The sequence below is a fragment of the Massilia niastensis DSM 21313 genome (genome assembly GCF_000382345.1).
GTDB lineage: Bacteria > Pseudomonadota > Gammaproteobacteria > Burkholderiales > Burkholderiaceae_D > Telluria > Telluria niastensis.
Window position 1 is genome coordinate 37,086 of the sequence record NZ_KB908093.1, and the last position, 25,356, is coordinate 62,441.

General features: G+C 67.8%; 25 protein-coding genes. 11 read left to right on the plus strand and 14 right to left on the minus strand.

Annotated features, from left to right (window positions below; translation table 11 throughout):
* Positions 1–13: 13 nt before the first annotated feature.
* Positions 14–1,666 (minus strand): tetratricopeptide repeat protein, encoded by a 1,653-nt coding sequence (locus tag H162_RS0112255; protein ID WP_020653762.1) that lies wholly within the window; start codon positions 1,664–1,666, stop codon positions 14–16.
* 596 nt (positions 1,667–2,262) lie between these two features.
* Between H162_RS0112255 and H162_RS0112260 the strand changes: the two genes are divergently transcribed.
* The 11 genes from H162_RS0112260 to H162_RS0112310 all read left to right on the plus strand — a co-directional run bounded on the left by H162_RS0112260 (position 2,263) and on the right by H162_RS0112310 (position 13,039).
* On the plus strand, positions 2,263–3,300 hold the full coding sequence (locus H162_RS0112260; protein ID WP_026354553.1) for a porin: 1,038 nt from the start codon (positions 2,263–2,265) through the stop codon (positions 3,298–3,300).
* Positions 3,301–3,517: 217 nt separating this feature from the next.
* Complete coding sequence (locus H162_RS0112265) at positions 3,518–4,798, plus strand: porin (RefSeq protein ID WP_020653764.1); 1,281 nt, start codon at positions 3,518–3,520, stop codon at positions 4,796–4,798.
* Between the two features lie 110 nt (positions 4,799–4,908).
* Positions 4,909–5,571, plus strand: a complete 663-nt coding sequence (locus tag H162_RS0112270; protein WP_020653765.1) for a DUF484 family protein — start codon at positions 4,909–4,911, stop codon at positions 5,569–5,571.
* 2 nt (positions 5,572–5,573) lie between these two features.
* A complete protein-coding gene (gene xerC / locus H162_RS0112275; RefSeq protein WP_020653766.1) occupies positions 5,574–6,539 on the plus strand; it encodes a tyrosine recombinase XerC in 966 nt (321 codons plus the stop codon).
* 147 nt (positions 6,540–6,686) lie between these two features.
* Positions 6,687–7,739: a CobW family GTP-binding protein gene (locus H162_RS0112280; protein WP_020653767.1), complete on the plus strand. Its 1,053-nt coding sequence runs from the start codon at positions 6,687–6,689 to the stop codon at positions 7,737–7,739.
* Between the two features lie 241 nt (positions 7,740–7,980).
* Entirely contained in the window at positions 7,981–8,430 is a 450-nt protein-coding gene (gene dksA / locus H162_RS0112285) for an RNA polymerase-binding protein DksA (protein ID WP_026354555.1), read from the plus strand.
* 201 nt (positions 8,431–8,631) lie between these two features.
* A complete protein-coding gene (locus H162_RS0112290; protein ID WP_026354556.1) occupies positions 8,632–9,906 on the plus strand; it encodes an STAS domain-containing protein in 1,275 nt (424 codons plus the stop codon).
* 126 nt (positions 9,907–10,032) lie between these two features.
* Positions 10,033–10,569, plus strand: coding sequence for an ATP-dependent protease subunit HslV (hslV, locus tag H162_RS0112295; RefSeq protein WP_020653769.1), 537 nt, complete (start codon positions 10,033–10,035; stop codon positions 10,567–10,569).
* A 12-nt stretch (positions 10,570–10,581) separates the two neighbouring features.
* Positions 10,582–11,916, plus strand: coding sequence for an ATP-dependent protease ATPase subunit HslU (gene hslU / locus H162_RS0112300; protein WP_020653770.1), 1,335 nt, complete (start codon positions 10,582–10,584; stop codon positions 11,914–11,916).
* 25 nt (positions 11,917–11,941) lie between these two features.
* Entirely contained in the window at positions 11,942–12,145 is a 204-nt protein-coding gene (locus H162_RS0112305) for a hypothetical protein (RefSeq protein WP_020653771.1), read from the plus strand.
* Positions 12,146–12,307: 162 nt separating this feature from the next.
* Positions 12,308–13,039, plus strand: coding sequence for a helix-turn-helix domain-containing protein (locus H162_RS0112310; protein ID WP_020653772.1), 732 nt, complete (start codon positions 12,308–12,310; stop codon positions 13,037–13,039).
* Between the two features lie 29 nt (positions 13,040–13,068).
* Here H162_RS0112310 and H162_RS0112315 read toward each other — a convergent pair whose 3' ends face one another.
* The 13 genes from H162_RS0112315 to H162_RS0112375 form a co-directional block, all read right to left on the minus strand.
* Positions 13,069–13,890 carry a type II secretion system protein N gene (locus H162_RS0112315; protein ID WP_020653773.1) on the minus strand — a complete coding sequence of 274 codons (822 nt, stop codon included), beginning with the start codon at positions 13,888–13,890 and terminating at the stop codon, positions 13,069–13,071.
* A gap of 13 nt (positions 13,891–13,903) precedes the next feature.
* On the minus strand, positions 13,904–15,127 hold the full coding sequence (gene gspF, locus H162_RS0112320) for a type II secretion system inner membrane protein GspF (RefSeq protein ID WP_020653774.1): 1,224 nt from the start codon (positions 15,125–15,127) through the stop codon (positions 13,904–13,906).
* A gap of 3 nt (positions 15,128–15,130) precedes the next feature.
* The gene (gene gspE / locus H162_RS0112325) at positions 15,131–16,552 is read right to left on the minus strand and encodes a type II secretion system ATPase GspE (RefSeq protein ID WP_020653775.1); all 1,422 of its coding nucleotides are present in this window, start codon (positions 16,550–16,552) and stop codon (positions 15,131–15,133) included.
* A 7-nt stretch (positions 16,553–16,559) separates the two neighbouring features.
* Positions 16,560–18,983 carry a type II secretion system secretin GspD gene (gspD, locus tag H162_RS0112330; RefSeq protein WP_020653776.1) on the minus strand — a complete coding sequence of 808 codons (2,424 nt, stop codon included), beginning with the start codon at positions 18,981–18,983 and terminating at the stop codon, positions 16,560–16,562.
* On the minus strand, positions 18,983–19,756 hold the full coding sequence (gene gspN / locus H162_RS0112335; protein WP_026354557.1) for a type II secretion system protein N: 774 nt from the start codon (positions 19,754–19,756) through the stop codon (positions 18,983–18,985). The genes gspD and gspN overlap by 1 nt, the downstream gene beginning before the upstream one ends.
* Positions 19,753–20,271, minus strand: a complete 519-nt coding sequence (locus H162_RS0112340; protein ID WP_020653778.1) for a type II secretion system protein M — start codon at positions 20,269–20,271, stop codon at positions 19,753–19,755. Before H162_RS0112340 ends, gspN begins: the two co-directional genes overlap by 4 nt.
* A complete protein-coding gene (gene gspL, locus H162_RS0112345) occupies positions 20,268–21,476 on the minus strand; it encodes a type II secretion system protein GspL (protein ID WP_026354558.1) in 1,209 nt (402 codons plus the stop codon). The genes H162_RS0112340 and gspL overlap by 4 nt, the downstream gene beginning before the upstream one ends.
* 16 nt (positions 21,477–21,492) lie before the next feature.
* Positions 21,493–22,470 carry a type II secretion system minor pseudopilin GspK gene (gspK, locus tag H162_RS0112350; protein WP_020653780.1) on the minus strand — a complete coding sequence of 326 codons (978 nt, stop codon included), beginning with the start codon at positions 22,468–22,470 and terminating at the stop codon, positions 21,493–21,495.
* Complete coding sequence (locus H162_RS0112355) at positions 22,470–23,150, minus strand: type II secretion system protein GspJ (RefSeq protein ID WP_020653781.1); 681 nt, start codon at positions 23,148–23,150, stop codon at positions 22,470–22,472. The genes gspK and H162_RS0112355 overlap by 1 nt, the downstream gene beginning before the upstream one ends.
* The gene (gene gspI, locus H162_RS0112360; RefSeq protein WP_020653782.1) at positions 23,147–23,527 is read right to left on the minus strand and encodes a type II secretion system minor pseudopilin GspI; all 381 of its coding nucleotides are present in this window, start codon (positions 23,525–23,527) and stop codon (positions 23,147–23,149) included. Before gspI ends, H162_RS0112355 begins: the two co-directional genes overlap by 4 nt.
* 2 nt (positions 23,528–23,529) lie before the next feature.
* A complete protein-coding gene (gene gspH, locus H162_RS0112365) occupies positions 23,530–24,012 on the minus strand; it encodes a type II secretion system minor pseudopilin GspH (protein WP_020653783.1) in 483 nt (160 codons plus the stop codon).
* A gap of 9 nt (positions 24,013–24,021) precedes the next feature.
* Positions 24,022–24,450: a type II secretion system major pseudopilin GspG gene (gene gspG, locus H162_RS0112370; protein WP_020653784.1), complete on the minus strand. Its 429-nt coding sequence runs from the start codon at positions 24,448–24,450 to the stop codon at positions 24,022–24,024.
* 141 nt (positions 24,451–24,591) lie between these two features.
* Positions 24,592–25,344 carry a HesA/MoeB/ThiF family protein gene (locus H162_RS0112375; protein ID WP_020653785.1) on the minus strand — a complete coding sequence of 251 codons (753 nt, stop codon included), beginning with the start codon at positions 25,342–25,344 and terminating at the stop codon, positions 24,592–24,594.
* Between the last annotated feature and the right edge of the window lie 12 nt (positions 25,345–25,356).

The window sequence follows — 25,356 nt, forward strand, 5'->3', positions numbered from 1 at the left end:
CGGTTCACCAGCGCTAAGCCGCCAGCCCGAGCTCGTCCTCGTCACCCCCCGCCTCCTCGTCATCCCCTGCACGCTCCACCGCTCCCAGCAAGGTCCGCAGGCGGTACAAGCGCTGGCGATAATTCCCCTCCGGCCCCGACGGACCGCAATCCACCTGCTCGAACAGCCGCGCGATGCGGTCCAGCGCCTGGCGCTCGTGCCGTGATTCCACCAGCACCAGGCGGCGCTTGCTGCGCCCGTAGCTGGCGCGGATGTCGATCACCAGGCAGTGGCCCTGGTCGGCCGCGCCCACGTCGAGCAGCAGCGCTTCGGCGCGCGTCAGGCTGAACAGGGCCGCCAGTTCCAGCCGCGCGGCCAGCAGGGGATGGGCCGACTCCAGGCCGGGACGCGCCGCCAGCAGCCGCCCCGTTTCCGTGTACAGGGAAGAAGCCGGACGCGGCGCGATCTTGCCCAGCAGGGCGAGCGCCTCGGCCGAGCCCTGGGCGGCCGCCTTCTGCAGCCAGAAGACGGCGCGCACGTCGTTGCATTCGTTCTCGCGCCGCGCCCGCCAGGCGATGTGGCCGCACTCGAGCTGCGCCGCGCGGTAACCCATGCCGGCGGCCCGTTCCAGGTATTTCTGCGCATCGGCGACATTGCGCTGTGAGAATTCAGGCTTGATATAGATGCGCGACAGCGCATACCAGGCCTGCGCCAGCCCCTGCTCGCCGGCCAGGGTCAGCCAGCGGATCGCCTTCTTGAAATTGGCCGCCCCGCCCTCGCCGGCGGCGACGCGCCGGCCATCGACCTGCATGCGCGCGCAGCGCAGGCCCAGCGCCAGCTGTGCGTGACGGTCGTGCTCGGCGGCAGCCAGTTCCCAGAAATTGTCGGGTTCGCCCGGCTCCGGCGCGACGCCATGGCCGGCGCCATGGCCGTCGAGCAGCCTGGCGCAGCGCGACAGCAAGGTGATCTCGTCGGGCGCGAAACGCTGCACTTCGCCCTGCTCGGCGCGCATCCGGACCAGGGCGCGCGCCAGCGGCAGCGCGCGCACCAGGAAATCGCGCCATTGGCCGGCCTCCCAGGCCTGCCCCAGCAGCGTGTACTGGGCCGGCGCGACGCCGCTGTCGGCCGCGCGCCGCAGCCAGCCGCCGGACTGCGCAAGGGTCCTGGCGGGACCGCGCCTGGCCGGCCCCGCCGCCGCAACCGGTGCGGCGGTGGCCGCCGTGGCGGCGGACGCCGCGGCAAGCGCCAGGCCGGGGTCGGCGCCGGCCCCGCCCGGCTGCTGCGCCAGCAGCCACTGCGCGTGGGGAAAGCCGGCGCGCGCCGCTTCCTCGAGCGCGCACAGGGCCTTGGCGCGCGCCTGCGCATCCACGCCCGCTCCGCCGCCAAGCACCAGCTGGGCGAACACCAGTCCGGCATGCACGCTGCCGTCGTCGTAGGCGCGCTCGTACCAGGGCAGCAGCGCCTGGCCGCTGCGCTGCGCCAGCTCGAAAGGAATGTGGTTGCCGATCAGTTGCCAGGCCGGGGGGCACTCCTGCCGCGCCGCCCGCTCGAGCCAGTGCAGGGCGGTCGGCAGGCTTTGCGGCAGCCCGACGCTGCCAAACAGATACAGCTTGCCCAGTTCGAGCTGGGCCGCAGCCTGCCCGGAGCGGGCATGCCGGATGATCGCCAGTTCTTCGCGGTTAGCCATTGTCGTTCGTGTAAGCCATTGGCGAACCAGGCCGGACGCCTTAGCGACGCGAGGCACGCTACGGCAAGCCGGATCGGCTCGGCGGAAAAGTTTCCAATATACAAGGTATTGACAGTGTGTGTCGCCAGGGATGGCGGGTTTGCAAAAAGTTTAAGCCGGCGCCACCTGCGATTCGTCTGGATTTCCCCGATCTTTGCGCCGCCGCAAATCCCTGAACACCGGGCTGGCGCGTAGTAATGCCGTCTTTGCGACAGCCTGGTAAGCCTGCTGCGAAAAATCAGAAAAAGGTGTCGCGGTTTCGCGAAACGCACCAAGTCATTCAATTAAATCCATGCCGGAAGGGTGAAATAGATCCGCTGAGGAGCTAGCGCTAACAATTTAAATAGAAATTTTGTTACATCCTTGATGACACGCGTTTCAAAAAAACAACAGCACGATTGGATTTATTGGCTTTCCACCAAGTACGGAGCCGATAATCAACCAATCAACGAATCTTGACGCAGGAAACAATTAAGGTGCACACATCCCGAGTGTCCAGCACGCTTGATCTCGACGCTCCGGATTATGCGATTCACCTAATAAAAGGAATACAAAGAATGAAAAAATCCCTCATGGCAGTCGCACTGCTTGGCGCTTTCGCCGGTGCGGCACACGCGCAAACCACGGTGCAGATCTACGGTAATCTGGACGCGGGCGTGATCAAGCGCACCGGCCAGAGCCTGAATATCGGCAAGCGCGCAGCCAATACCCTGGGTTTCAAGGGTACTGAGGACCTCGGCAATGGCCTGAAGGCATTGTTCCAACTGGAAATTCGTTACGAGCCGGACACCGGCACCCTCGAAAGCGTCACCCGTCCGCTGTTCCAGGGCCAGAGCCGCGTCGGCCTGCAAGGCGACTTCGGCATGGTCCGCCTCGGCCGCGGCCTGACCCCGTACCACGAAACCATCGGCGCCTTCGAGCCCTTCCACGCACTGCCGAGCCCGGCCGGTTTCTACGCCGACCTGGCGGTCGCCGGCTACACCTCGCAGCCGCTGGAACCGGCAGGCAACTCGCATAACCGCTGGGGCAATGCTGTCTGGTACAACTCGCCGATCGTCGGCGGCTTCCAGCTGAACACCTCGATCGCGAGCAAGGAAGGCACCAACGGCGCCGCCTTCATCGGCCGCGGCACCGCAGCCGCTCCGCAGTATCCGGCCAACGCCCAGGCCTCGGCCAACCCGTTCTCGGTCAGCGCCACCTACAACTACGGCCCGGCGGCCTTCATGGCCGGCTACGAGCGCAACGCGGTCGAATCGAAGGTCTGGTCGATCGCGGCGTCGTTCAACGCGACCCCGGAACTGAAGCTGATGGGCATCTACTCCGACCAGGACCAGGGCCACACCCGCCTCCTGAACGCCGACACCAAGTCGTGGGTGCTGGGCGCGAACTACACCATGGGCCCGGGCAAGATCCTGGCCGGCTATGGCCAGAAGGACACCGACGGCCTGAACAAGGTCAAGCAGCTCTCGCTGGGCTACGAGTACAGCCTGTCGAAGCGCACCTACCTGTACATCGACGCATCGCGCAAGCGTGGCCTGACCGCCATCCCGTCGGCAGTCAACCACTACGACGTGGGCGTGAACCACTCGTTCTAAGCGGGAAGGCGCGGGTTGCGGCCCGCGGCAGCTACCCAGGGCGGATATGGGCAACCATGTCCGCCTTCGTTTTTGATCAATCTCTGTAGTGTTTTCACAACGTATCGTGGGATGTGAACAATTTCCGCACGAGCGTTCTGTACAGTGCGCACCACGAGTGGCATATTTGCAATGCGACCAAGCAACTAAATTGCTAAGAACAAACCATGGAGACCCAATGAAGAAGAGCCTTATCGCCGCCCTGCTCGGCGCCACCTTCGCAACTTCCGCCCTGGCCCAGACCAGCGTCCAGATCTACGGTATCGCCGACGCCGGCGTGATGTGGCAAAAAGGCGGCCCGACCAAGATCTACAGCGGCGGCGCCGACGGTTCGCGCATCGGCTTCAAGGGCACCGAAGACCTCGGTAACGGCTACAAGGCGATCTTCAACCTCGAGGCGCGCGTCGAACTCGATACCGGCACCCAGCAGCCGACCCTGATGAACGACAATCCGGGCCGCTACCTGCTGCGCGGCATGCAAGGCATCCCGGCTGCGATCCTCGACCGCCTCCAGGCCACCATCCAGCCGCCTGGCGGCCCGGCCGTGAACCAGGAACGCGCCCTGTTCGACCGCACGTCCTACGTCGGCATGATCACCCCGATCGGCGCCATCATGCTGGGCAACATGTACACCCCGGGCTACGAGGTGTTCAACATGGCCGACGTCTTTGAATCCGGCACCGCCGGCACCTGGGGCCACGTGACCGGCGGCACCGCCGGCTTCACCGCGCTCGGCGCCGACATCCGCTCGAAGGAAGCGGTCCAGTACCGCATCGCCCTGCCGAACGGCATCGGCGGCTCGCTGATGTACGGCGCGCGCGGTTCGGGCTACCTCGGCCGCTACAACAAGTTCCGCGCCGGCGCCCTGACCTACAAGGCGAACGGCTTCGACGTCGGCGTCGGCTACAACCATGGCTACGAGCGCCAGGGCCGTCCGAGCCTGCGCACCACCACGGTCGGCGGCTCCTACACCCTGAACGACACCTGGAAGTTCTTCGCCGGCTTCCACAGCCAGCGCAACAGCAACTCGGCCCTGATCCCCGACTACCTGGGCGGCTGGGACGCGGCCGTGGTGCCGGCACTGACGGCGCAGGGCATTCCGGCGGCCACCCAGGCCGCGCTGCGCGGCATCTTCTCGCGTGCGATCACCGCCAACACCCAGCAGGATGCGAAGAGCTACCAGGCCGGCCTGCACTACCGCCTCGGCAGCGGCCGCGTCATGGCCTCGTACGCGCACCAGAACGACCGTACCGCCTCGAACAGCGACGCCAACCTGTACGCGATCGGCTACGACTACTTCCTGTCGAAGCGCACCGACCTGTACACCGTCGCCGCCTTCATCAAGAACGACAATGAAGCGCAATATTCGCCGGGCACCGCGGGCAACCCGGGCGGCTTCACCGAAACGCCGGGCGCCGACGGCCGCGCACTGCAGATCGGCATCCGCCACCGCTTCTGACGGCCTGCGCCGTGGACCAAAAGACGCCTGCGGGCGTCTTTTTTTATGTCCGTCCGCCTGTTCCGGTCAGGTAGAATGTCAAACGATTACCTCCAACCAAGAATTTCTTCATGACCGCAACACTGGACTCCGCCGCCGTCGCACAATTCCTGATCGACCACCCGCAGTTCTTCGAAGAACAGGCCGCCCTGCTGGGCGAGGTCAAGCTGTCCAGCCCCCTGACCGGCCGCGCCGTGTCGCTGCAGGAGCGCCAGATGGAAGTCATGCGCGACAAGTACCGCGCGCTCGAACTGCGCCTGTCCGACCTGTCGCGCCGCGCCGAGGAAAACGCCGGCATCGCCAACCGCTTCCATGCCTGGACCCAGGCCCTGCTGGTCTCGGGCGGCGGCGCGGCCATGGCGCGCGACCTGGCCGACGGCCTGCGCACCCACTTTGCCGTTCCCCAGGTCACCCTGCGCCTGTGGAATGTCGCGCCCGAACACGCCGGCGCCTGGTTCGCCAGCGGCGTCTCGGACGACGCCCGCATCTTCGCCAACAGCCTGCGCGCGCCCTACTGCGGCCCGAACAACGACTTCGAAGCGGTGCGCTGGCTCGACGACGCGGCCTCGGTGCGCTCCACCGTGATGCTGCCGCTCGGCCCGCACGGCCAGACCTTCGGCCTGCTGGTGCTCGGCTCGCCGGACCTGGAGCGCTTCACCACCGCGATGGCGACCGACTTCCTGGTCCACATCGCCGCCACCGCCAGCACCGCGCTGGCGCCGCTGCGCGCCTGAACATGGACGCGCCCGCCGGCACGGTGGAACGGGCCGCGCAGGACTGGGCCGCGCGCTACCTCGGCGAGCTGGCCACCCAGCGCCAGCTGTCGCCGCACACCATCGCCGCCTACGGGCGCGACCTGGCCGAACTGGGCCAGCTGGCCGGCCACGCCGACTGGGCCCGCCTGACCCACGCCGACATCCGCCGCTTCGCGGCCAGGCTGCACGCGGGCGGCCAGTCGGCGCGCTCGATCGCGCGCAAGCTCTCGGGCTGGCGCGGCTTCTACGAATGGCTGGCGCGCCAGACCGCACTGCCGGCCAACCCGGTCGACGGCGTGCGCGCGCCGCGCCGTCCCAAGGCGCTGCCGAAGGCGCTGGCGGTGGACGACGCGGTGCAGCTGATGGAAGCGAACGTCCACGGCCATCCGGAACCCTTCGAGCTGTGCAACCGCGCGATGTTCGAGCTGCTGTATTCGAGCGGCCTGCGGGTGTCCGAGCTGGCCGGGCTGGACCTGGCCTACCGCGACGCCGCCGCCGCTCCGTCCTCGGCCTCGACCTCGCCCGGCTGGCTCGACCTGGATGGCGGCGAAGTGGTGGTCACCGGCAAGGGCGGCAAGATGCGCCGGGTGCCGGTCGGCGGCCCCGCGCGCGCGGCGCTGGCGGCCTGGCTGGCGGTGCGCCCGCCGGCGCGCGACGGCAGCGCCGCCCTGTTCCTGTCGGCGCGCGCCACCCGCATCACGCCGCGCGTGGTGCAGCAGCGCCTGAAGCAGCATGCGCTGCGCGCCGGCACCGCGGTGCACGTGCATCCGCACGTGCTGCGCCACTCGTTCGCCTCGCACCTGCTGCAATCCTCGGGCGACCTGCGCGCCGTGCAGGAACTGCTCGGACATGCCAGCATCACCTCGACCCAGGTGTATACCTCGCTCGATTTCCAGCACCTGGCCGCGGTGTACGACCGCGCCCATCCGCGCGCCAAATCGAAGTAGCACGCCGGGCACGGCGAACACGGCGCGCGGCGCTGAGCTGCGTCAATACGTGGCATGGTTGATGGTGAGCTTGCAAGAATTGCGGCATAATCCCCCGGTTCTCCCGTCTCATCCTGTCCCACCCGGACCCCAACCGAACGAGTAATCATGGACCTGATCCCAAGCACCATCCTCACCGGCTTCCTCGGCGCAGGCAAGACCACCCTGCTCAACCGCATCCTGCAGGAAGAGCACGGCATGCGCATCGCCGTGATCGAGAACGAATTCGGCCAGGAGAATATCGACAACGAAATCCTGGTCCAGGACAGCAGCGAGCAGATCGTGGAAATGAACAACGGCTGCATCTGCTGCACCGTGCGCGGCGACCTGATCGTGGCCCTGACCAGCCTGGCGCAGAAGCGCGCCGCCGGCGAGATCGCCTTCGACCGCGTGGTGATCGAGACCACCGGCCTCGCCAACCCCGGCCCGGTGGCGCAGACCTTCTTCGTGGACGAGGAAGTGGGCGCCAACTACCTGCTCGACGCCGTGGTCACCGTGGTCGATGCGCGCCATGCCATGGACCAGCTGGACCAGCACGAGGAAGCGCAGCGCCAGGTCGGCTTTGCCGACAAGATCCTGCTGTCGAAGACAGACCTGGTCGACGCCGCCGCGGTCGAGACGCTGAAGACGCGTTTGCACCGGATGAACCCGCGCGCCCCGATCTCGACCAGCGACTTCGGCCGCGCGCCGATCGCCGAGGTGCTCGACCTGCGCGGCTTCAACCTGAACGACAAGCTGGAACTCGACCCGGACTTCCTGCAGGTCGAGGAAGGCCACGACCACGACCACGATGATGCGCATTGCGGCCATGAGCACGAGCACACCGAGGCCTGCGGCCACGACCATCACCACAGCCACCACACGGACGACATCGCCGCCTTCGTGTTCAAGAGCGAGCGCGCATTCGATCCGGAACGCCTGGAACAGTTCCTGGGCAGCCTGGTGCAGGTCTTCGGCCCGCAGATGCTGCGCTACAAGGGCGTGCTGCGCATGCAGGGCGTCGACCGCAAGGTCGTTTTCCAGGGCGTGCACCAGATTATGGGCAGCGACGTCGGACCGAAATGGGGCGAAAACGAGACACCCGGCAGTAAAATGGTCTTTATTGGCAAAAATTTACCAAAAGACGTTTTTGTCCGCGGTCTTGAACAATGTTTGGTATAAACTACATTGGTTTTACTAGTATGCCCGGGCCTGCCTGATGGCCTGCCTCGACAGTTGTCACAGGAGTCCGGATTACGCCCCAGCAGTGTACCGTTCTGCCCGCGCAAGCGGCAGGACAGGATAGATGGGACGGCGGGCCCTCGCCGTCAAGGCAGCGTCGGACGCATACACCTTGTAGCATCGGAGGTGTAACGGCTGAGTAAGCTGATAAAATGAAAACCTCTGTCGTATCGAAGGCATCATGACTAAAACAACGAAACCGAATACCGCCCAACCCGAAGAACGCCTCCTGACGGAAGAAGAGATTCGGGCGATGAGCGACGACGACTACATGAATCCGGCGCAGCTCGCCTTTTTCAAGAACCGCCTGCAGGAACTCGAAAAAGAACTGCTGAAAAACGCCGGCGAAACCACGGAACACCTGCGCGAAACCGTCCTGGTTCCAGATCCGGCCGACCGCGCCACGATCGAGGAAGAGCACGCTCTGGAACTGCGTACCCGCGACCGCGAACGCAAGCTGCTGAAGAAAGTCCAGCAGTCGCTGCAGTCCATCGAAGCCGGCGAATACGGCTGGTGCGAGGAAACCGGCGAGCCGATCGGCATCCCGCGCCTGATCGCGCGCCCGACTGCCACCCTGTCGCTGGAAGCCCAGCAACGCCGCGAGCTCAAGCAGAAACTCTACGGCGACTGAGCGGCCCGCGCCCCATCGAAAAAGCATGCGACACCCTCGCATGCTTTTTTCGTTTACGACGCTCCGGCTGTACCTGTCGTGCATGCATATTCTTTCCCATGGGATACACTAGCTGCCGACGCGTGCGCGCAGCACGCGCCAAAGCGGTCCGTGCTAAGGTCTGGCGCGTACCTACCGGTTGACTGACGGACAACGGGGATCATGGGGCTCTTCTCCTTCCTGAAGAAAAAGAACGACGACACGGGCGCCGCCTTCCTGGCGCCCGAGACGCGGCTGCGCGCCGGCGAGCCGTCGCGCCTGGACAGCGAGGCCGAACGCGCGCGCCAGCGCGAGATCGCGCGCGCCACCGCCGCCAAGATCGACGAGATCGAGCTGGAGATGGCGTCCGACATCTTCAACGACGACACGGCCTGGGGCAGCCAGGCGCGCCATCCGGCGGCGGCGCCCGCCGCGGTGCCCGAGCCGGCGCCCGATGCCGATCCCGACGACAGCCTGGAGCCGGCCGCCGCGCCCGCCAGCGCGCCGGCGGTCGAGGAAAGCGCCATCCTGTACGCCGGCGGCCAGGCGGCGGCCGCCGAACAGCTGCTGCGCGACTGCCTGGCTACCCTCGGGCGCAGCGAGCGCCTGCCGTGGTGGATGCTGTTCGACCTGTACCAGGCCACTGGCCGCGAACAGGAGTTCGAGAGCATCGCGATCGACTACGCCAGCCATTTCGAAACCTCCCCGCCGAGCTTCCATGCACCGCTTCCGGTTTCCGGCGAAGCAGCCGCCACGGCCACGGTGGCGGCGGCCGAGAGCTTCCCGGCGCTGCTCGACGCCGGCGTCGCGCCACGCCTGCAGCGCCTGCTCGATGCCCGCACGCCGGTGGTGCGGCTCGACTTCGGCGCCGTGCGCCGCGCCGACGAGGACGGCTGCGCGCGCCTGCTGGCGGCCCTGCAGGCCCTGCGCTTCGGCGGCCGCGAGCTGGTGCTGGCCGCTCCCGACACCCTGCTGGCCGTGCTCAGGCCGATGCTGGCGATCGGCGTGCGCGAGGCCAGCCAGGCGCCCTGGCTGCTGCTGCTCGAACTCCTGCTGCTGACCAGCCGCGAAAAGGATTTCGAGGAAACGGCGATGGATTACTGCGTCACCTTCGAGGTGTCGCCGCCCTCGTTCGAGGCGCCGCGCCATGTGTCCACCTCGGCCCCGGCGCCGGCCGCGGGCGACCGTTTCATGCTGCCGCCCGTGGTGGCCGGCAACGCGGCGCCGCTGTGCGCGGCCATCGACGCCTACGCCGGCGCGCACCAAGCCGTGGTGCTGGATTGCGCGCGCCTGGCGCGCATCGAGTATGCCTGCGCCGGCGCCCTGCTGGCCCGCCTGCAGGTCCACGCCCAGGCCGGCAAGCGGGTCGAACTGCGCGAGCTGAACCACCTCGCCGCCGCCCTGCTGCGCCTGCTCGGGGCCGGCGACGGCGTCAGGCTCTACCCGCATCGCTATTAACAAAGCGCCAACACATCCCGGGGAAACAAACAGCTATTCCTGCCAGAAATTGTTTACTGTCGAGTTTGTCTTGCAATTTGATGCATGGCCCCCACCTCTGGAAAGCTAGACAACCACGAGGTCAAAATGGAACAATTTCACGGCACCACCATCGTCAGTGTACGGCGCGGCAACCAGGTAGCGCTGGGCGGCGATGGCCAGGTCACCCTGGGCAACGTCGTCATGAAGGGCTCCGCGCGCAAGGTGCGCAAGCTCTACCAGGGCAAGGTCCTGTGCGGCTTCGCCGGCGGCACCGCCGATGCCTTCACCCTGCTCGACCGTTTCGAAGCCAAGCTGGAAAAACACCAGGGCAACCTGCTGCGCGCGTCGGTCGAACTGGCCAAGGACTGGCGCACCGACCGCGTACTGCGCCGCCTGGAGGCGATGCTGCTGGTGGCCGACCGCGAGTCGACCCTGATCATCACCGGCAACGGCGACGTGCTGGAACCCGAGGACGGCATCGGCGCCATCGGTTCGGGCGGCGTGTACGCCCAGTCCGCCGCCAAGGCGCTGTTCGAGAACACCGAGCTGCCGGCCGCCGAAGTGGTCAAGAAGGCGCTGACCATCGCGGGCGAGCTGTGCATCTATACCAACCTGTCCCACATTATCGAAACCCTGGACTGAAGCGGCCATACCATGAACATGACCCCTCCCGAAATCGTCTCCGAACTGGACAAGCATGTGGTCGGCCAATCCAGGGCCAAGCGCGCGGTCGCGATCGCGCTGCGTAACCGCTGGCGCCGCCAGCAGGTCGAGGAACCGCTGCGCCACGAGATCACGCCCAAGAACATCCTGATGATCGGCCCGACCGGCGTCGGCAAGACCGAGATCGCGCGCCGACTGGCCAAGCTGGCCGACGCGCCCTTCATCAAGATCGAGGCGACCAAGTTCACGGAGGTCGGCTACGTCGGCCGCGACGTCGACACCATCATCCGCGACCTGATCGACATCGGCGTCAAGCAGACCCGCGCCAGCGAGCAGAAGAAGGTGCGCCAGCGCGCCGAGGATGCCGCCGAGGACCGCATCATCGACATCCTGGTGCCGCCGGCGCGCGATTTCGGCTTCAACGTCAACAGCACCGAAGCCAAGGAAGGCGACAGCACCCGCCAGACCTTCCGCAAGCGCCTGCGCGAAGGCTCGCTCGACGACCGCGAGATCGAGATCGAAGTGGCCGACGCCGCGCCGCAGATGGAAATCATGGCGCCGCCGGGCATGGAAGAGATGACCGAGCAGATCAAGTCGATGTTCGCCGGCGTCGGCGCGGCGCGCAAGAAGCCGCGCAAGATGAAGATCAAGGAAGCGATGAAGCTGCTGGTCGACGAGGAAGCGGCCAAGCTGATCAACGAAGACGAGATGAAGCAGAAGGCGATCGCCAACGTCGAGCAGAACGGCATCGTGTTCCTGGACGAGATCGACAAGATCGCCACCCGTTCCGAGCATGGCGGCGCCGACGTCTCGCGCGCCGGCGTGCAGCGCGACCTGCTGCCGCTGGTCGAGGGCACCACGGTGAACACCAAGTACGGCATGATCCGCACCGACCACATCCTGTTCATCGCCTCGGGCGCCTTCCACCTGGCCAAGCCCTCGGACCTGATCCCGGAGCTGCAGGGCCGCTTCCCGATCCGGGTCGAACTGGAATCGCTGTCGATCGCCGACTTCAAGAGCATCCTGACCTCGACCGACGCCAGCCTGACCAAGCAGTACGAAGCGCTGCTGGCGACCGAAGGCGTGAAGGTCGACTTCCTCGAGGAAGGCATCCACCGCCTGGCCGAGATCGCGTTCTCGGTCAACGAACGCACCGAGAACATCGGCGCGCGCCGCCTGTACACGGTGATGGAAAAGCTGCTCGAGGAAATCTCGTTCACCGCCGGCGCCGAGAAGGACCAGGTGGTGCGGATCGACGCGCCCTACGTCAACGACCGGCTCGACAAGCTGGCGGTCAACGAAGACCTGTCGCGCTACGTGCTGTAAGCGTCCAAGCAACCAGGAGACCCGCATGGCGAACAAGGCACTCGCGACCCGGCAGAAGATGCGCCTGCGGGTCGAACCTTCGCAACAGTTCGGCAAGCCGCGCAACCCGATCGCGGCCCTGGCCAAGGCCCGCGCGGCCGGCGCCCACGCCAAGCCGCTGTCGAGCGAGCGGCAGGAAGCCAAGCGGGCGCTCAAGAAGGCGAAGCTGGTCGCGGACGACGACGAATAATCCCCGATGTCGCCGGGCGGCGCAGCCGTCCGGCATGTAACGGTCCTCCCTTGGCGGGCGCGCTTGCGTGCCCGCTTTTTTTCGTGTGCGCCGGTCGCCCCGCCCTTGTGCCTCATCCGATTCGCAGGTACATTCAGCCGCATCGACCCCGCATGGAACACCATGAGCTCCCCCGAACTCGTCCTCGACGTGCTGCGCGCCCAGCTGCGCGCGGCCGGCATCACCTACAAGGCGCTGGCCGAGCGCATCGGCGTGAGCGAATCGAGCGTCAAGCGCATGTTCGGGCAGAAGGACATGGCGCTGTCGCGGCTGGCCCAGATCTGCCAGGCCACCGGCATCGCGATGGAAGACGTGCTGCGCGGCGCGCTCGATGCGCGCACCCAGGCCGACGCCCTGACCCTGCCGCAGGAAACCTCGCTGGTGGCCAATCCGCGCCTGCTGCTGGTGGCGATCTGCTGCCTCGGCCACTGGGGCATGGAACAGATCGTCGAGACCTACCGCCTCACCGAAGCGCAATGCATCGGCCTGCTCGTCGAACTCGACCGGCTCGGACTGATCGAACTCAAACCCCTGAACCGCTACACCTTGCGGGTGTCGAACGCCTTCCGCTGGCTGCCCGACGGACCGGTGCAGCGCTACTTCCGCGAACAGGTGGTGGGCGATTATTTTTCGGGCGGCTTCGACGGGCCCGGCGAAACGCTGATGTGCCTGCCGGCCCGGCTGTCGGCCGCCAGCGCCCAGGAACTGACGCAGAAGATCGGCCAGCTGGCCGGCGAACTGGCGCGCCTGCACCGCAACGACCGCAGGCTGCCGGCGAGTGAACGAGAGGGATTTACGCTGCTGGTGGGGTGCAGGTCGTGGGAACTGGCGGCGTTCACCGCGCTGCGGCGCTAGCCGGCGCGCCAGGCGAGGCGCCGTGACGCCTAGCGGGTCGGCGGATTCTGCTGCTGCGCCGGGCTGTTGACCGGGTTCGGCGCCGGCGGCATCTGCACCTGCTGCGGAGGCGCCTGGTCCGGATCGACCGGGGCCGGATCCGCATCCGGATCGACAGCGCTGGGTTCCGTCTGCGGGTTGAGGGCCGCCTCCGCCGCCGCATCCATCTTCGGCTCGGGCACGACCTCGACGTTCTGCTGCTGCTGCTGCTGTTGCTGTTGCTGCTGCTGCTGCTGCCGTTGCTGCAATTGTTGCTGTTGCTGCTGCTGCGCGGCCTGGGCCGGCTGCCCGCCGCGCATGCCTGGCGGCGGACTCACCGCGCCCGGCGAGGTCTGCGGCTCGACGCCCGGCTCCGGCGCCGCGCCCACCAGGGTCGGCGAGGCCTGGGCGCCATCCGGCGCGGCGGGGGCTTGCTGCGGCCGGGTATCGGTCGCCAGCTCCACCCGCTTCATCACGCCGCCGTCGGACAGCATCACGTAGCGCTGGTGCACTTCGGCCACCACGACGCCGGGCGCGATCTCGCGGCCGATGCGCACCGCCACCGGCGGCGCGCCATCGGCCACCATGATGACGGCGCTGTTCGGGCCCGCCGCCACCACGCCGGTGAGCTGGAAGTTCGAGATCTGGGTCGAGGGCTGGCCGCCGAACAGGGTCGCGGCCGCGTCCACGCTCGGTTCCGCCTGCGCCGAGACCGGCGCCGCCGCCAGCGGCCGCTGGGGCGGCTTGTACAGCTGCAGCACCCAGTAGGCGATCGATGCCGCCAACAGGATCAGGGCGAGCAGGCTGAGGATAATGGGCAAACGCTTGTTCATGGGTTCCTTGGGATCATTGCACCAGCTGGTTGATTTCGATGATCGGCATCAGCACCGCCAGCACGATCAGCAGCACCACCAGGCCCATCGCCAGGATCAGCACCGGCTCGAGCAGGCCGGCAATGGTCAGGGTGCGGCGTTCGAGGTCGGCCTGCTGCGAGTTCGCGGCGCGCTCCAGCATGGCCGGCAGTTCACCGGTGATCTCGCCGGCACGGATCATGTGCACCAGCATGGGTGGGAAATGCTTCTGCGCCGACAGCGCCCGCGCCAGGCTCACGCCTTCGCGCACGCTGGCGGTCGCCTGTTCGACCAGTTCGCGCATCGCCACGTTCGACAGGGTGTCGCGGCTGGTGTCAAGCGCGCGCAGGATCGGCACGCCGGAACCGGTGGTGATCGCCAGGGTGCTGGCGAAACGCGCCGTGTTCAGGCTGCGCTCGAACTTGCCATAGACCGGAGCGTTGAGCAGCCAGGTATGCCAGCGCCGCTTCAGGTCGGGGTTGCGCAGCGCGCGCCGCCACAGCCAGAACGCGCCGCCCAGCAGGATGGCGACATAGATGCCGTAGGCGCGCGTGAAGTCGGACACGGCCAGCATCATCACGGTCAGGACCGGCAGCTTCTGCTTGGTGTTGGCGAACACCGAGACGATCTGCGGCACCACGTAGGTCAGCAGGAAGATCACGATCGCGAACGCGACCACGGTGACGATGGCCGGATAGGTAAAGGCCAAGCGCACCTTCTGCACCAGCGCGTTGCGGCGCTCGATGTAATCGGCCAGGCGCGACAGCACGCGCGCCAGCTGACCGATCTGCTCGCCCGACGAGACCAGCGCGCGGTAGATTTCGGCGAAGTCGCGCGGATGGCGCGACAGCGCCGTCGAGAACGACGAACCGCCCGTCACCTCAGACCGGATCGAGGCGATCAGGTCGCGCAGGTAGGGACGCTCGGCCTGCTCCAGCAGGGCCGTGAAGGCCTGCTCGAGCGGCAGCCCGGCTTCGAGCAGGCTGGCCAGCTGGCGCGTGAACAGCGCCAGTTCGACCTGCGACAGGCGCTCGCCGATGCCGCGCGAGCGGGTGGTGGCGCCGGAGGCGTCGACCTGGGCCGCGATCGCTTCCACATTCAAGGGAGTCAGGCCCTGGGTGCGCAGGTCGGCGCGCGCGGCGCGCGGGCTGTCGGCGTTGACCACGCCCTTGCGGGTGGCCCCGCCGGCGTCGACCGCTTCGTATCGGAAGGCCGGCATCGCTTATTCCTTGGTCACGCGCAGCAGTTCCGGCAGCGTGGTGGTGCCGTCGCGCAGGAAGCGCTCGCCGTCTTCGCGCATGGTCTTCATGCCCGACTTCATGGCGGTGTCGCGGATCTCGGCCTCGGAGGCGCGGTTGTGGATCTGGGCGCGGATTTCCTCGGTGGTGGTGAGCAGCTCGTACACGCCGACCCGGCCGTGGTAGCCGGTATGGCCGCAGCGGTCGCAGCCGACCGCATGCCAGGTCTTGCCGTCGAAGGTCTTGCACTGCGAGCACAGCTTGCGCACCAGGCGCTGCGCCTGCACGCCCAGCAAGGATGAAGACAACAGGAACGGTTCGATGCCCATGTCCAGCAGGCGCGTCACGGCCGAGGCGGCGTCGTTGGTGTGCAGGGTCGCCAGCACCAGGTGGCCGGTGAGCGAGGCCTGCACCGCGATCTGCGCGGTTTCCAGGTCGCGTATCTCGCCGATCATGATCACGTCCGGGTCCTGGCGCAGGATCGCGCGCAGCGCCTTGGCGAAGGTCATGTCGATGCGGGCGTTGACCTGGGTCTGGCCGACGCCGTTCAGGTCGTATTCGATCGGGTCTTCCACCGTCATGATGTTGGTGGAGGACGCGTTCAGGCGCGACAGCGCCGCGTACAGCGTGGTGGTCTTGCCGGAACCGGTCGGGCCGGTAACCAGCACGATCCCGTGCGGCTGGTTGATCAGGCGGTCGAACTCCGGCAGCATGTCCTCGCTCATGCCCAGGTGGGACAGGTCGAGGCGGCCGGCTTCCTTGTCGAGCAGACGCAGCACCGCGCGCTCGCCGTGGCCGGTCGGCAGGGTCGAGACGCGCACGTCGACCGGCTTGCCGCCCACGCGCAGGGTGATGCGGCCATCCTGCGGCAGGCGCTTCTCGGCGATGTCGAGCTGCGACATGATCTTGATACGCGAGATCAGCGAGGCGTGGATCGCCTTCTTGGGACGCACGATGTCGCGCAGCGCGCCGTCGATGCGGAAGCGCACGACCGAGGTCTGCTCGAAGGGTTCGATGTGGATGTCGGAGGCGCCTTCGCGCAGCGACTGGGTCAGCAGCGCGTTGATCATGCGGATCACCGGGGCGTCGTCGGACGATTCCAGCAGGTCTTCGATGGCCGGCACGTCCTGCAGCAGCCGGGTAAGGTCGAGGTCGGCATCGAACTCGTCCACCACCTGGGAAGCGTCGCCGCCGCCGCCGGCATAGGCGCTGGCGATGGCGTCGTCCAGTTCGCCGCGGTCGAGGCGGCGCAGGGTGATGCGGCCGAAGCGGCGCGACACCTCGGCGATCGCGGCCGGCGAAGTGGTGCCGGACACCAGTACTTCGATGCTCTGTCCGGGTTCGTCGCCGCCGCGCGCCAGCACGCCATGGTCGCGTGCGAAAGCGTAAGGCAACAGATTGTTCATGATGAGGTCAATTCTGGTTCGGTGGCTGGCCAGGCTGGACACTGGCCGGCGGGTTAGGCTGGGCGGTGCCCGGCATAACCGGACGGAACTGCGCGGCCGGCGTGGCCTGGCTACCCGGCTGGGCGGCCGGCTGGGCCGCGCCCGGGACGGCTTGCGAGGACTGGCCCTGGCCCGGACGCGCCTGGACCGGCTGCGTCTGCCCCGGCTGGGTCTGCGCCGGCTGGGCTGGCTGGGGCTGGCCCGGCACGGTGGCCGGCATCCTGGCCATGCCGCCGCCGGACGGTGGCTGGCCGTTGGTCAATGGGGGCAGCAGCGGCGCGCCCAGGTCGCGCAGCAGCGGCGAATCGGCCGGCTGGCCCGAGGCGCCCGCCGCGCGCATGAATTCGTAGCGGTCCATCGCGAGCGAGTTCGAGGCTTCCTTGCTGCGCACCACCACCGGCCGCAGGAATACCATCAGGTTGGTCTTGTTGCGGGTGCGGGTGCGGTACTTGAACAGGTTGCCCAGGATCGGGATATCGCCCAGGCCGCGTACCTTTTCCTCGCCATCGCCCTCGGTGTCCTCGATCAGGCCGCCGAGCACGATGATCTGGCCGTCGTCGGCCAGCACATTGCTTTCGATCGCGCGCACGTTGGTGGTCAGGCCCGACGACAGGTTGCGGGTCGAGACATCGACGCTCGAGTTCTCGTGGTAGATCGCCATCTTGATGGTGCCGCCTTCCGAGATCTGCGGGCGCACCTTGAGCAGCAGGCCGACGTCCTTGCGGTCGACGGTCTGGAACGGGTTGCCGCCGCCGGTGCTGCCGGAGGTCGTGAACGAGCCGGTGATGATCGGCACGTTCTGGCCGACCTTGATCGTCGCCAGTTCGTTGTCCAGCGTAATCATGTTCGGCGTGGACAGGATGTTGGCGTTGCCGTCCGTTTCGAGGGCGCGCGCGATGGCGCCCAGGCCCAGCTCGCCATTGATCTGGCGGAAGATACCGATCGACAGGCCGCCCGGCAAGACCGGCGTCGAGGTGCCGCTCAGCCCCTGGCTCGCGGCCGCGGCCAGGTTGACGATGCTGTTCGACGAGTTGCTGCCGCTGAAGTTCTGCAGGCCGCCGAGGCGGTACCTGCTCTCGGAGTCGCCGGTGGCGCCGACCCACTGCACGCCGAACTCGGAGGCCTTGTTCGAGGTCACCTCGACCACCAGCGCCTCGATGTAGACCTGGGCGCGGCGCACGTCGAGCTGGTCGATGACGGCGCGCAGGTTGCGGTAGACGGCGTCCGGCGCCGTGATGATCAGGCTGTTGGTCGAGGCGTCGGCCTGGATGAAGCCCGAGCCCTGGCCGCCGCCGGCGCCGCCCGCGGTCGCCTGGCTCTGCTGGCCGAAGCTGCCGCCGGTGCCGCCCATGCCGGTGCTGCTCTGCTGGCCCTGCTGGCCGCCGAGCCCGCCGCCCTGCTGGCCGCTGCCGGTGGACGCGGTGATCGACCCGCCCGAGGTGCCCTGCTGCTGCACCGGCACCGCCGAGGCGTCCTGCGACACCACGGCGCGCAGGGTCTGCGCCACGCGGCTGGCGTCGGCGTTCTTCAGGTAGACGACGTGGATGTTGCCCTGCGACGTGGTCTGCTGGTCGAGGCGCGCGATCAGGCCCTTGGCCAGGTTGGCGCGCGCCTGCGAGGGGGCGCGGACCACGAGCGAATTGGTGCGCGGATCGGCCAGCACCGTGACGCGGCCCGAATCGCCGCCGGCGGATGGCTCCATCAGGCGCGTGACCAGGGTGGCGATGTCGCTGGCGATGGCGTTGCGGACCGGAATGACATCGAGGTCGGCGGCCACCGGCGCGTCGAGCGCGGCGATGATCTTGGCCAGGCGGCGCAGGTTGTCCGCGTAGTCGGTGATGACCAGGGTGTTGTTGCCCGGATTGGCCGTGATCGAGTTGTTCGGCGAGATCAGCGGGCGCAGCACGGCGGTGAGGTTGGGCGCCGATTCGTAGGACAGGTAGAACACCTGGGTCGCGATCTGGTCGCCGCTGGCCTTGCTGGCGCGCACGCCGCCGACCTGGGTCGGCGCGGACTGCAGCTTGGCCTCGGCTTCCGGCACCACCTTGGCATAGCCGTCGCCGCTGGTGACCACCGCATAGCCCTGCAGGCGCAGCGCCGAGGTCAGCAGGCCGAAGGCCTGGGTCTTGCTCAGCGATTTCTCGGACACCAGGGTCAGGGTGCCCTTGACGCGCGGATCGATGATGAAGGTCATGCCGGTGTAGTGGCCGATCGCCTTGATCACCGACTCGATGTCGGCGTTGACGAAGCTGAGGGCCGCGGCATTCGCACTTTCCTGGGCCCGGGCCGGCGCCGGCGGCAAGGCCGTGGCGGCGAAGCAGCACAGCATGGCGCCGGCGGCAAGGCGGCGCAGCGCCGGGATCGTGGAGGTCGTACGGGAATTTTTTTTCATTATCTGAACTCGAGTGCGATTATGTTTTTGCCGTTCACCGTGCGGCGCTGGCCCAGCAGGTTCAACATGTTACCTAGCGTATCTTCATAGCCCTCGGCGGCCGTGGCCTGCCCCGAGAACCGGAGCCGTCCATCCTGCAGCATCCCCGAACCCGACAGCAGCAGCGCCCCCCTCACGGTGCGCAGGTTCAGGTCCGCCTGCGGACCACGCCAGTCCATCACCATCTCGTAGCTGCCGAGCGGCTTGATCGGGGACATGCGCGACCCCATGTCGCTCAGCGACAGTACGGTACGGCCCTGGACCGTCATCGTCCGCTCCTGGCGCAGCAGGTCGAGCGTATTCCAGGTGAGCTTGATCGTGCCCGACGGCGCCAGCGTGTTCAGCGGGGCGCCCAGGCCGGACAGGCCGGCGGCCGGCAGCAGCAGCTCGCCAGGACTGACCTGCCATTGCGACCAGCTGCCTTCGATGCGCACCGGACGCGACAAGGCCTGCGGGTTGTCCAGCTCCATGCTGACCTGGCCCAACAGCACCAGTGGTGACAGCTGCCAAGAGAAACGTCCTGGCAGCAACGGCGTCACCACCCCACCCTCGCCCGGCGCACCGCCCACGAAGGCAGATCCTCGCCACAGCGTACCCTGCGCATCCCCCAGAGTCAAACGGCCCCCGGTCTGCGCCTCGACCTTCGGGCCGAGCCACGCGGCGGGCAGGAAGGCCAGGATCGTGAGCAGTACCGCCAGCACCACCAGCGCACCCCACAGCAGCACCCGCCTCATTGCGCCGGGGCGCTGCCCTGGCGCAGCGTCAGCATGGCGTCGACCTGGCCCAGCGCGGTCTGGGCGGTGAAGGCGGCGTCCTGCACCAGCACCCGGTTCTCGCGGCGCTGGGTGTCGAGCCAGGCCATCAGGTTGGCGAACGACACGCCTTTCAACTCGATCTTGGCGTATTCGCCGGTCATGTTCAAGGAGGCGGCGGTGAGGCCGCGCGTGCTCATGCTGGCGGTCAATCCTTCGCGCGTCATCGGCGTCACCGCCGGGGCCGGCGTACCGGCCAGGGCCTGGGCCTCGGACGCCAGCGCCTGCAGCTGGGCGGCCTGCTGGCGCAGGTTGGGCAGCGAGCGCCTCAGCTCGGCGCGGCCTTCGAGCGCCGGATCCAGGAACACCAGGTAGAGCAGCGCCAGCGCGGCCACCGCCCCGCCGACGGTGAGAAACTTGCGCTCCTGGTCGGTGCGCGCGATCCAGTAGGACAGCGCGCGTTCGCGTACCTGCGCGATCTTGCTGGTGAGATTCATGGCTTGGCTCCTGTGCTACGGATCACCCAGGTGGCGGGAGCCGTTTCCTCCAGGGTCAGGTTGCGTGCCGACAGCGCCGTCTTGAGCTGGCTGGCGGCGTTCGGGTCGATGCTGTCGGGTTTGACGCGCACGGTCAGCGCCCGTTCCCGGTACTCCATTGATGCAAGCCCGGGCTGGCGCGCGAGCGCGCGCAGCGATTCGCCGAACGCGGCCGCCAGCCAGTTGAACTCGTCGGTCGCGATCTGGCCGCTATTGGCCTTGGCGCGCGCGATGTTCTGGCGCATCTGGGCCACCGGGTCGATCGCCGGCTGGTTCGGATACACCGAGCGGAAGGACTGGGTCATCTGCTGGCGCACGGCGTCGGCTTCGCGCTTCAGGCGCAGCCACTCGATGTTCAGGCCGATGATGTTGACCACCACCGCCAGCACGGCCAGCCGGATCGGCCAGCGCCAGCGGCTCCAGTCGCGCTGCACCGCGCCGGCCGAGCCCAGGCCCGGCACCAGGTCCATGGTCGAGCTCTTCGTGCCGGCGATCCAGTGCGCCCAGGAATCAGATTCCACGGTGATACCGGGACCGGCTTCGGCCAGCAGCATCTGGTATTCGCCCAGCCGTTCGTTCGGCACGTACAGCACCAGCGGAGCGTCGCCCGACAGCGCGCGCGCGGTCTGCAGCGCCAGCGCCGGGTTGCTGTCCAGCGCCAGGCCGAGGCCTTCGTACTGGCCCTGGCGCAGCAGCAGTTCGCCGGCGCCGATGGCGGCGCTGACGTTGCCCGGCTGGAGCGGCAGGCACAGCTGGGCAGGCACGGCGCTGACCGCGCGTGCGCCCATGGCCAGGATGGCCTTCACCATCGGCTCGAGCCAGTCCTGCTGCACCACCGCGATCGGACGGCGGCCGTCGGGCAGCGGCGGTCCGGCGACCAGCACGCACTCGCCCGGATCGCCCAGGATGTGTTCTTCGACCAGGGCCGGCAAGGCCGCGCGCAGGCGCGTACCGCTCAGCGGCGGCGCCTCGACCGGCAGCAGGGTGACGTCGGCGCCGGCCAGGACCAGCACCACGCGGCGGCTGGCCGCGACCAGGTCGCCCAGGTTGCGCAGCGCACCCTCGCCCTGCTGCTCGATGGCGCCGCCCTCGGCCACCACCGCGAACCGGCACAGCGCGCCTTCGCCTTCCGCGCGGGCCGGGTGCCGTATATAAAGAGTAGTCAAACTGTCTCGCTTTCTTCTAGTTCTGGCGGGTCCAGATTACTTTCACACCACCGCCGATCGTGCCGTCGCGCTGGATCAGCGAGTCGGCGTTCAGGGCGGCGCGGTCGAGCCGGATCCGGCTCTGCACCACAAACCAATTGCTGCTCACGCCGATCGACCCCTCGACCAGCCCTTCCGTGTTCTTGATCTCGGTCTTGAATTGCCCCAGGTCACGCCAGGCTGCGCGCTTCCTCTGTTCAACCAGCACGTTCGCTTCCGACACCGTGTACCCCGGCAACACCGCGGCCAGCACCTCGGCCGGGGCCGTGTTCACGTTCACCGCCGTCAACTGCGTGGTCGGCAGCACGATGACGAAGGGCCGCAGGCGCTCGAGTATCTCGGGCGTGATGCCCTGCACCGCCAGCAGGTCGTCCACCCGCAGCAGCGGCATCGGCGTGCCGCTGATGTTGGCCGGACGCTGGCCCATCTGCGGCGTCTGCTCCTCGCCCCCGGTCGGTATCGTCGGCACCGGTTGCCCGGCCGCCACGAAATCGGCGATCCGCTGGGCAAAGCGGGCTTCCAGGCGCAGGTTGTCCAGCAGGCGCCCGAAGATCACCCGCTGCCGCGGAGCCACGATGCCATCCTTGGCAAGGTTGGCCAGATTGTAACGCGAGGTGGCGTCAATGATGTTACCGGACAGTGAAGCATCAAAATTCTCTCCTTCGACCCGCTCGCGCTCGATGTACTGGTCGAGCCGGGTCTCGGCCAGCGGCGTGGCCCAGACCTGGTCGAGCGAGGTGTAATCCCCGCTGTAGTTACTCTGGCGCAGCACCACACTGGACCAATCGAGCGCGCCGCGCAGGATCCATTTGGTCTGCAGGTGCAGGCGCTGGTTTTCCATCGAGCGCACCTGGACCTGCTGCTGCCAGAACAGGCTGGCCACGATCGAGATGGCCAGGGTGGTCAGCAGCAGGGCGGTGACCACCGCGACGCCGCGCTGGCGGTGCAGGCGCATCAGGTGCCTCCCAGCAGGAAGGACTTGAGCATCGGCGCTTTCAGGCCCTGCACGGTCAGCGCGACCTGCACGCCGGTCGGCAGCTGGGTCTGTCCCGCGGCCACCGGCAGCTGCTCGGCCTGGGCATTGGTGACGGCGGCCTCGCTCTGCTCGTCGCGCCAGGCATTGTTCTGCCAGACCAGCACCTGCATCGCGCTCACGCCGACCTGCAGCACCACGGGCGGCGAATTCTCGGACGGCGCATCGGAGTTGGCCGCGTCCCACAGCTGGTCGATCTGCTGCAGGTCGCGGGTGCCGGGCGACTCGCGCCGCACCAGCTGGCCGCCGGCCACGCGGTAGGACACGACCTGCAGGCGCGACGCTTCGTTCTCGACAAAGACCTTGCGCACCAGGGTCAGGCGATCGTCGTCGAACAGCAGGAAGGGGCGCCGGCCGAGCACCTCGATGTCGGCCAGGTGCTCGCAGTCGCTCTGCATCTGGGCGAAGGCCAGCTGCATGCCGCGCGTGGTTTCCATCTGCTCGGTGAGCGACATGCGCGCACGCACGATGCCGTCCAGCCCGCGCCAGCCGAGCACGGCGACGATGGCCAGGATGGCGATCGCCACCAGCAGCTCGACGAGCGTGAAGCCTGGCTGGCGCTGCGTGGCGCGTTGTATTCCGCGTTGTAGGCCGAGTTTCATACCGGGGGAGGCCTCAGCACCAGTTGGACCAGCTTGACGATGCGGCGCCCCGGATTGTCGACGTCGAACACCGACACTTCGATCCGGCGCAGCAGGGGATTCGGGCTGGTCAGCACCTCTTCCTCGCAGATCAGGTTCAGGTCGCCCTGCGGGCAGGGGAAGCTGCGCTTCCCGACCTCGGGGAATTCGCGTCCCAGGCGGATCTGCACCAGGCGGTTCTCGGCCGACCAGGTCGCCATCATCGAGGCGCGCAGCCCGGCGCTGTTGGTGGCCAGGCTGCCGACCGCGCGCAGGCCCGCGCTGAGCGCGGTGCCGACGATGACCAGGGCCACCAGCACTTCGAGCAGGGTAAATCCGTGGATGCGGCGCGGGTGCATGCTCATTCGACCGTGAAATGCCCGACCCCGTCGGCGCGGATCGCGACCGCGTTGCCGCCGGTGGCCAGGGTGAGGACGAAGGGCTTGTCGACCGGTTCGCGGCCGAAGGTGATGCGCAGCCGGTCGCTGGCGCCGGACGCGCCGGCAGGCTGCAGGTTCAGCTGCAGCGGGGCGTTCTTGAAAGTGCGTTCGCGCAGCAGGTCGTCGCGGGTGACCGGCTCCCAGCCGTTATCGTTGCGCACGATGAAGCGGTAGCGTTCGCCGTTGGCCTCGAATGCGACCAGCCGGTTGCGCACGATGGCCTCGTCGCGCGCCAGCTGCAGCAGCAGCGCCAGGCGCTGGGCTTCCTGCTGCAGGTCCTGGCGCGGACTCGGCATGGCGTTCAGCGAAGCCAGCCCCAGCGTGATGCCGATGATGACCAGCACGACCAGCAGCTCCACCAGGGTGAAGCCGGAGTCCTTGCGCGGTGGGCGCGTGGCCGGCATCAAAAGAACTTACTCCCAGGAGCCGACGTCGGCATCCTCGCCGGTGCCGCCAGGCTGGCCGTCGGCGCCCAGCGAGAAGATGTCCACTTCGCCATGGATGCCCGGCGACAGGTACTGGTAGGCGTTACCCCACGGATCCTTCGGCAGTTTCTCGACATAGCCGCCGGTCTTCCAGCCGTTGGCCGCCGGACCGGAGGTCGGCTTGGTGGTCAGGGCCAGCAGGCCCTGCTCGGTGGTCGGATAGCGCTGGTTGTCCAGCTTGTACAGCTTGAGTGCCTGCATCATGGTCGCGATATCGACCTTGGCGGCGGTGACGCGCGATTCGCCGGTGCGGCCCAGCAGCTTCGGCACGACCAGGGCGCCGAGGATGCCGATGATGACCACGACAACCATGATCTCGACCAGGGTGAAGCCGCGGGCGAAGCGGCGGCGCTGCATACGTTGCGAACTTATATTCATAGTGATCTGGGCAGTGAATCGGTAAAGCCGGTCAGTATATGCCGGAAATATGACAGGCGTCGCAGCCTTGGATGCATTGTAAGCCACCTTGTTCAGAGCACGTATCGTTAAATTGTACGTTCAGCCAGGCTTAATACAGACTTGGCAAGACGGGTTATGTGCGACCCCGATGCTGGTCCATTCCATCGCCCGGCCCTCGAGCAGCAGCAGGCGTCCGGCCAGCGGCTGGCCGATGCCGACCACCAGCTTGATGGCTTCGGCGGCCTGGGTGGCGCCGACCACGCCGACCAGGGGCGCGAACACGCCCATGCTGCTGCAGGCGGCGTCCTCGTAGTGGCTGTCCTCGGGGAACAGGCAGGCATAGCAGGGAGCGCCTTCGCGGCGCGGGTCGAACACGGACAGCTGGCCGTCGAAGCGGATCACCGCGCCCGACACCAGCGGCACGCCGGCGGCCACGCAGGCGCGGTTGACCGCGTGGCGGGTGGCGAAGTTGTCGCTGCAATCGAGCACGACGGTGGCCGAGCGCGCCAGTTCCAGCAGGCGTTCCGGGCCGGCGCGTTCGCACAGGGCGACGACCTCGATCTCGGGATTCAGCGCCAGCAGCGCCGTGCGTCCGGACTCGACCTTCGGCTGGCCGACGCGGGCGGTGGTGTGCATGACCTGGCGCTGCAGGTTGGTGAGGTCGACCTCGTCGTCGTCGACCAGGGTGATGCGGCCGACGCCGCTCGCGGCCAGGTAGAGCGCGGCCGGCGAACCCAGGCCGCCGGCGCCGATCACGACCGCGTGCGCGGCCAGCAGGCGTTCCTGGCCTTCGATGCCGATGTCGTCGAGCAGGATGTGGCGCGAATAGCGCAGGAGTTGGTTGTCGTTCATGGGGTGGGGTAA

Excerpts from the sequence above, each read along its gene's own strand:
- H162_RS0112255 (WP_020653762.1), bottom strand. The coding sequence starts at position 1,666 with ATGGCTAACCGCGAAGAACTGGCGATCATCCGGCATGCCCGCTCCGGG.
- H162_RS0112260 (WP_026354553.1), top strand. The coding sequence starts at position 2,263 with ATGAAAAAATCCCTCATGGCAGTCGCACTGCTTGGCGCTTTCGCCGGT.
- H162_RS0112265 (WP_020653764.1), top strand. The coding sequence starts at position 3,518 with ATGAAGAAGAGCCTTATCGCCGCCCTGCTCGGCGCCACCTTCGCAACT.
- H162_RS0112270 (WP_020653765.1), top strand. The coding sequence starts at position 4,909 with ATGACCGCAACACTGGACTCCGCCGCCGTCGCACAATTCCTGATCGAC.
- xerC (WP_020653766.1), top strand. The coding sequence starts at position 5,574 with ATGGACGCGCCCGCCGGCACGGTGGAACGGGCCGCGCAGGACTGGGCC.
- H162_RS0112280 (WP_020653767.1), top strand. The coding sequence starts at position 6,687 with ATGGACCTGATCCCAAGCACCATCCTCACCGGCTTCCTCGGCGCAGGC.
- dksA (WP_026354555.1), top strand. The coding sequence starts at position 7,981 with ATGACTAAAACAACGAAACCGAATACCGCCCAACCCGAAGAACGCCTC.
- H162_RS0112290 (WP_026354556.1), top strand. The coding sequence starts at position 8,632 with ATGGGGCTCTTCTCCTTCCTGAAGAAAAAGAACGACGACACGGGCGCC.
- hslV (WP_020653769.1), top strand. The coding sequence starts at position 10,033 with ATGGAACAATTTCACGGCACCACCATCGTCAGTGTACGGCGCGGCAAC.
- hslU (WP_020653770.1), top strand. The coding sequence starts at position 10,582 with ATGAACATGACCCCTCCCGAAATCGTCTCCGAACTGGACAAGCATGTG.
- H162_RS0112305 (WP_020653771.1), top strand. The coding sequence starts at position 11,942 with ATGGCGAACAAGGCACTCGCGACCCGGCAGAAGATGCGCCTGCGGGTC.
- H162_RS0112310 (WP_020653772.1), top strand. The coding sequence starts at position 12,308 with ATGAGCTCCCCCGAACTCGTCCTCGACGTGCTGCGCGCCCAGCTGCGC.
- H162_RS0112315 (WP_020653773.1), bottom strand. The coding sequence starts at position 13,890 with ATGAACAAGCGTTTGCCCATTATCCTCAGCCTGCTCGCCCTGATCCTG.
- gspF (WP_020653774.1), bottom strand. The coding sequence starts at position 15,127 with ATGCCGGCCTTCCGATACGAAGCGGTCGACGCCGGCGGGGCCACCCGC.
- gspE (WP_020653775.1), bottom strand. The coding sequence starts at position 16,552 with ATGAACAATCTGTTGCCTTACGCTTTCGCACGCGACCATGGCGTGCTG.
- gspD (WP_020653776.1), bottom strand. The coding sequence starts at position 18,983 with ATGAAAAAAAATTCCCGTACGACCTCCACGATCCCGGCGCTGCGCCGC.
- gspN (WP_026354557.1), bottom strand. The coding sequence starts at position 19,756 with ATGAGGCGGGTGCTGCTGTGGGGTGCGCTGGTGGTGCTGGCGGTACTG.
- H162_RS0112340 (WP_020653778.1), bottom strand. The coding sequence starts at position 20,271 with ATGAATCTCACCAGCAAGATCGCGCAGGTACGCGAACGCGCGCTGTCC.
- gspK (WP_020653780.1), bottom strand. The coding sequence starts at position 22,470 with ATGCGCCTGCACCGCCAGCGCGGCGTCGCGGTGGTCACCGCCCTGCTG.
- H162_RS0112355 (WP_020653781.1), bottom strand. The coding sequence starts at position 23,150 with ATGAAACTCGGCCTACAACGCGGAATACAACGCGCCACGCAGCGCCAG.
- gspI (WP_020653782.1), bottom strand. The coding sequence starts at position 23,527 with ATGCACCCGCGCCGCATCCACGGATTTACCCTGCTCGAAGTGCTGGTG.
- gspH (WP_020653783.1), bottom strand. The coding sequence starts at position 24,012 with ATGCCGGCCACGCGCCCACCGCGCAAGGACTCCGGCTTCACCCTGGTG.
- gspG (WP_020653784.1), bottom strand. The coding sequence starts at position 24,450 with ATGCAGCGCCGCCGCTTCGCCCGCGGCTTCACCCTGGTCGAGATCATG.
- H162_RS0112375 (WP_020653785.1), bottom strand. The coding sequence starts at position 25,344 with ATGAACGACAACCAACTCCTGCGCTATTCGCGCCACATCCTGCTCGAC.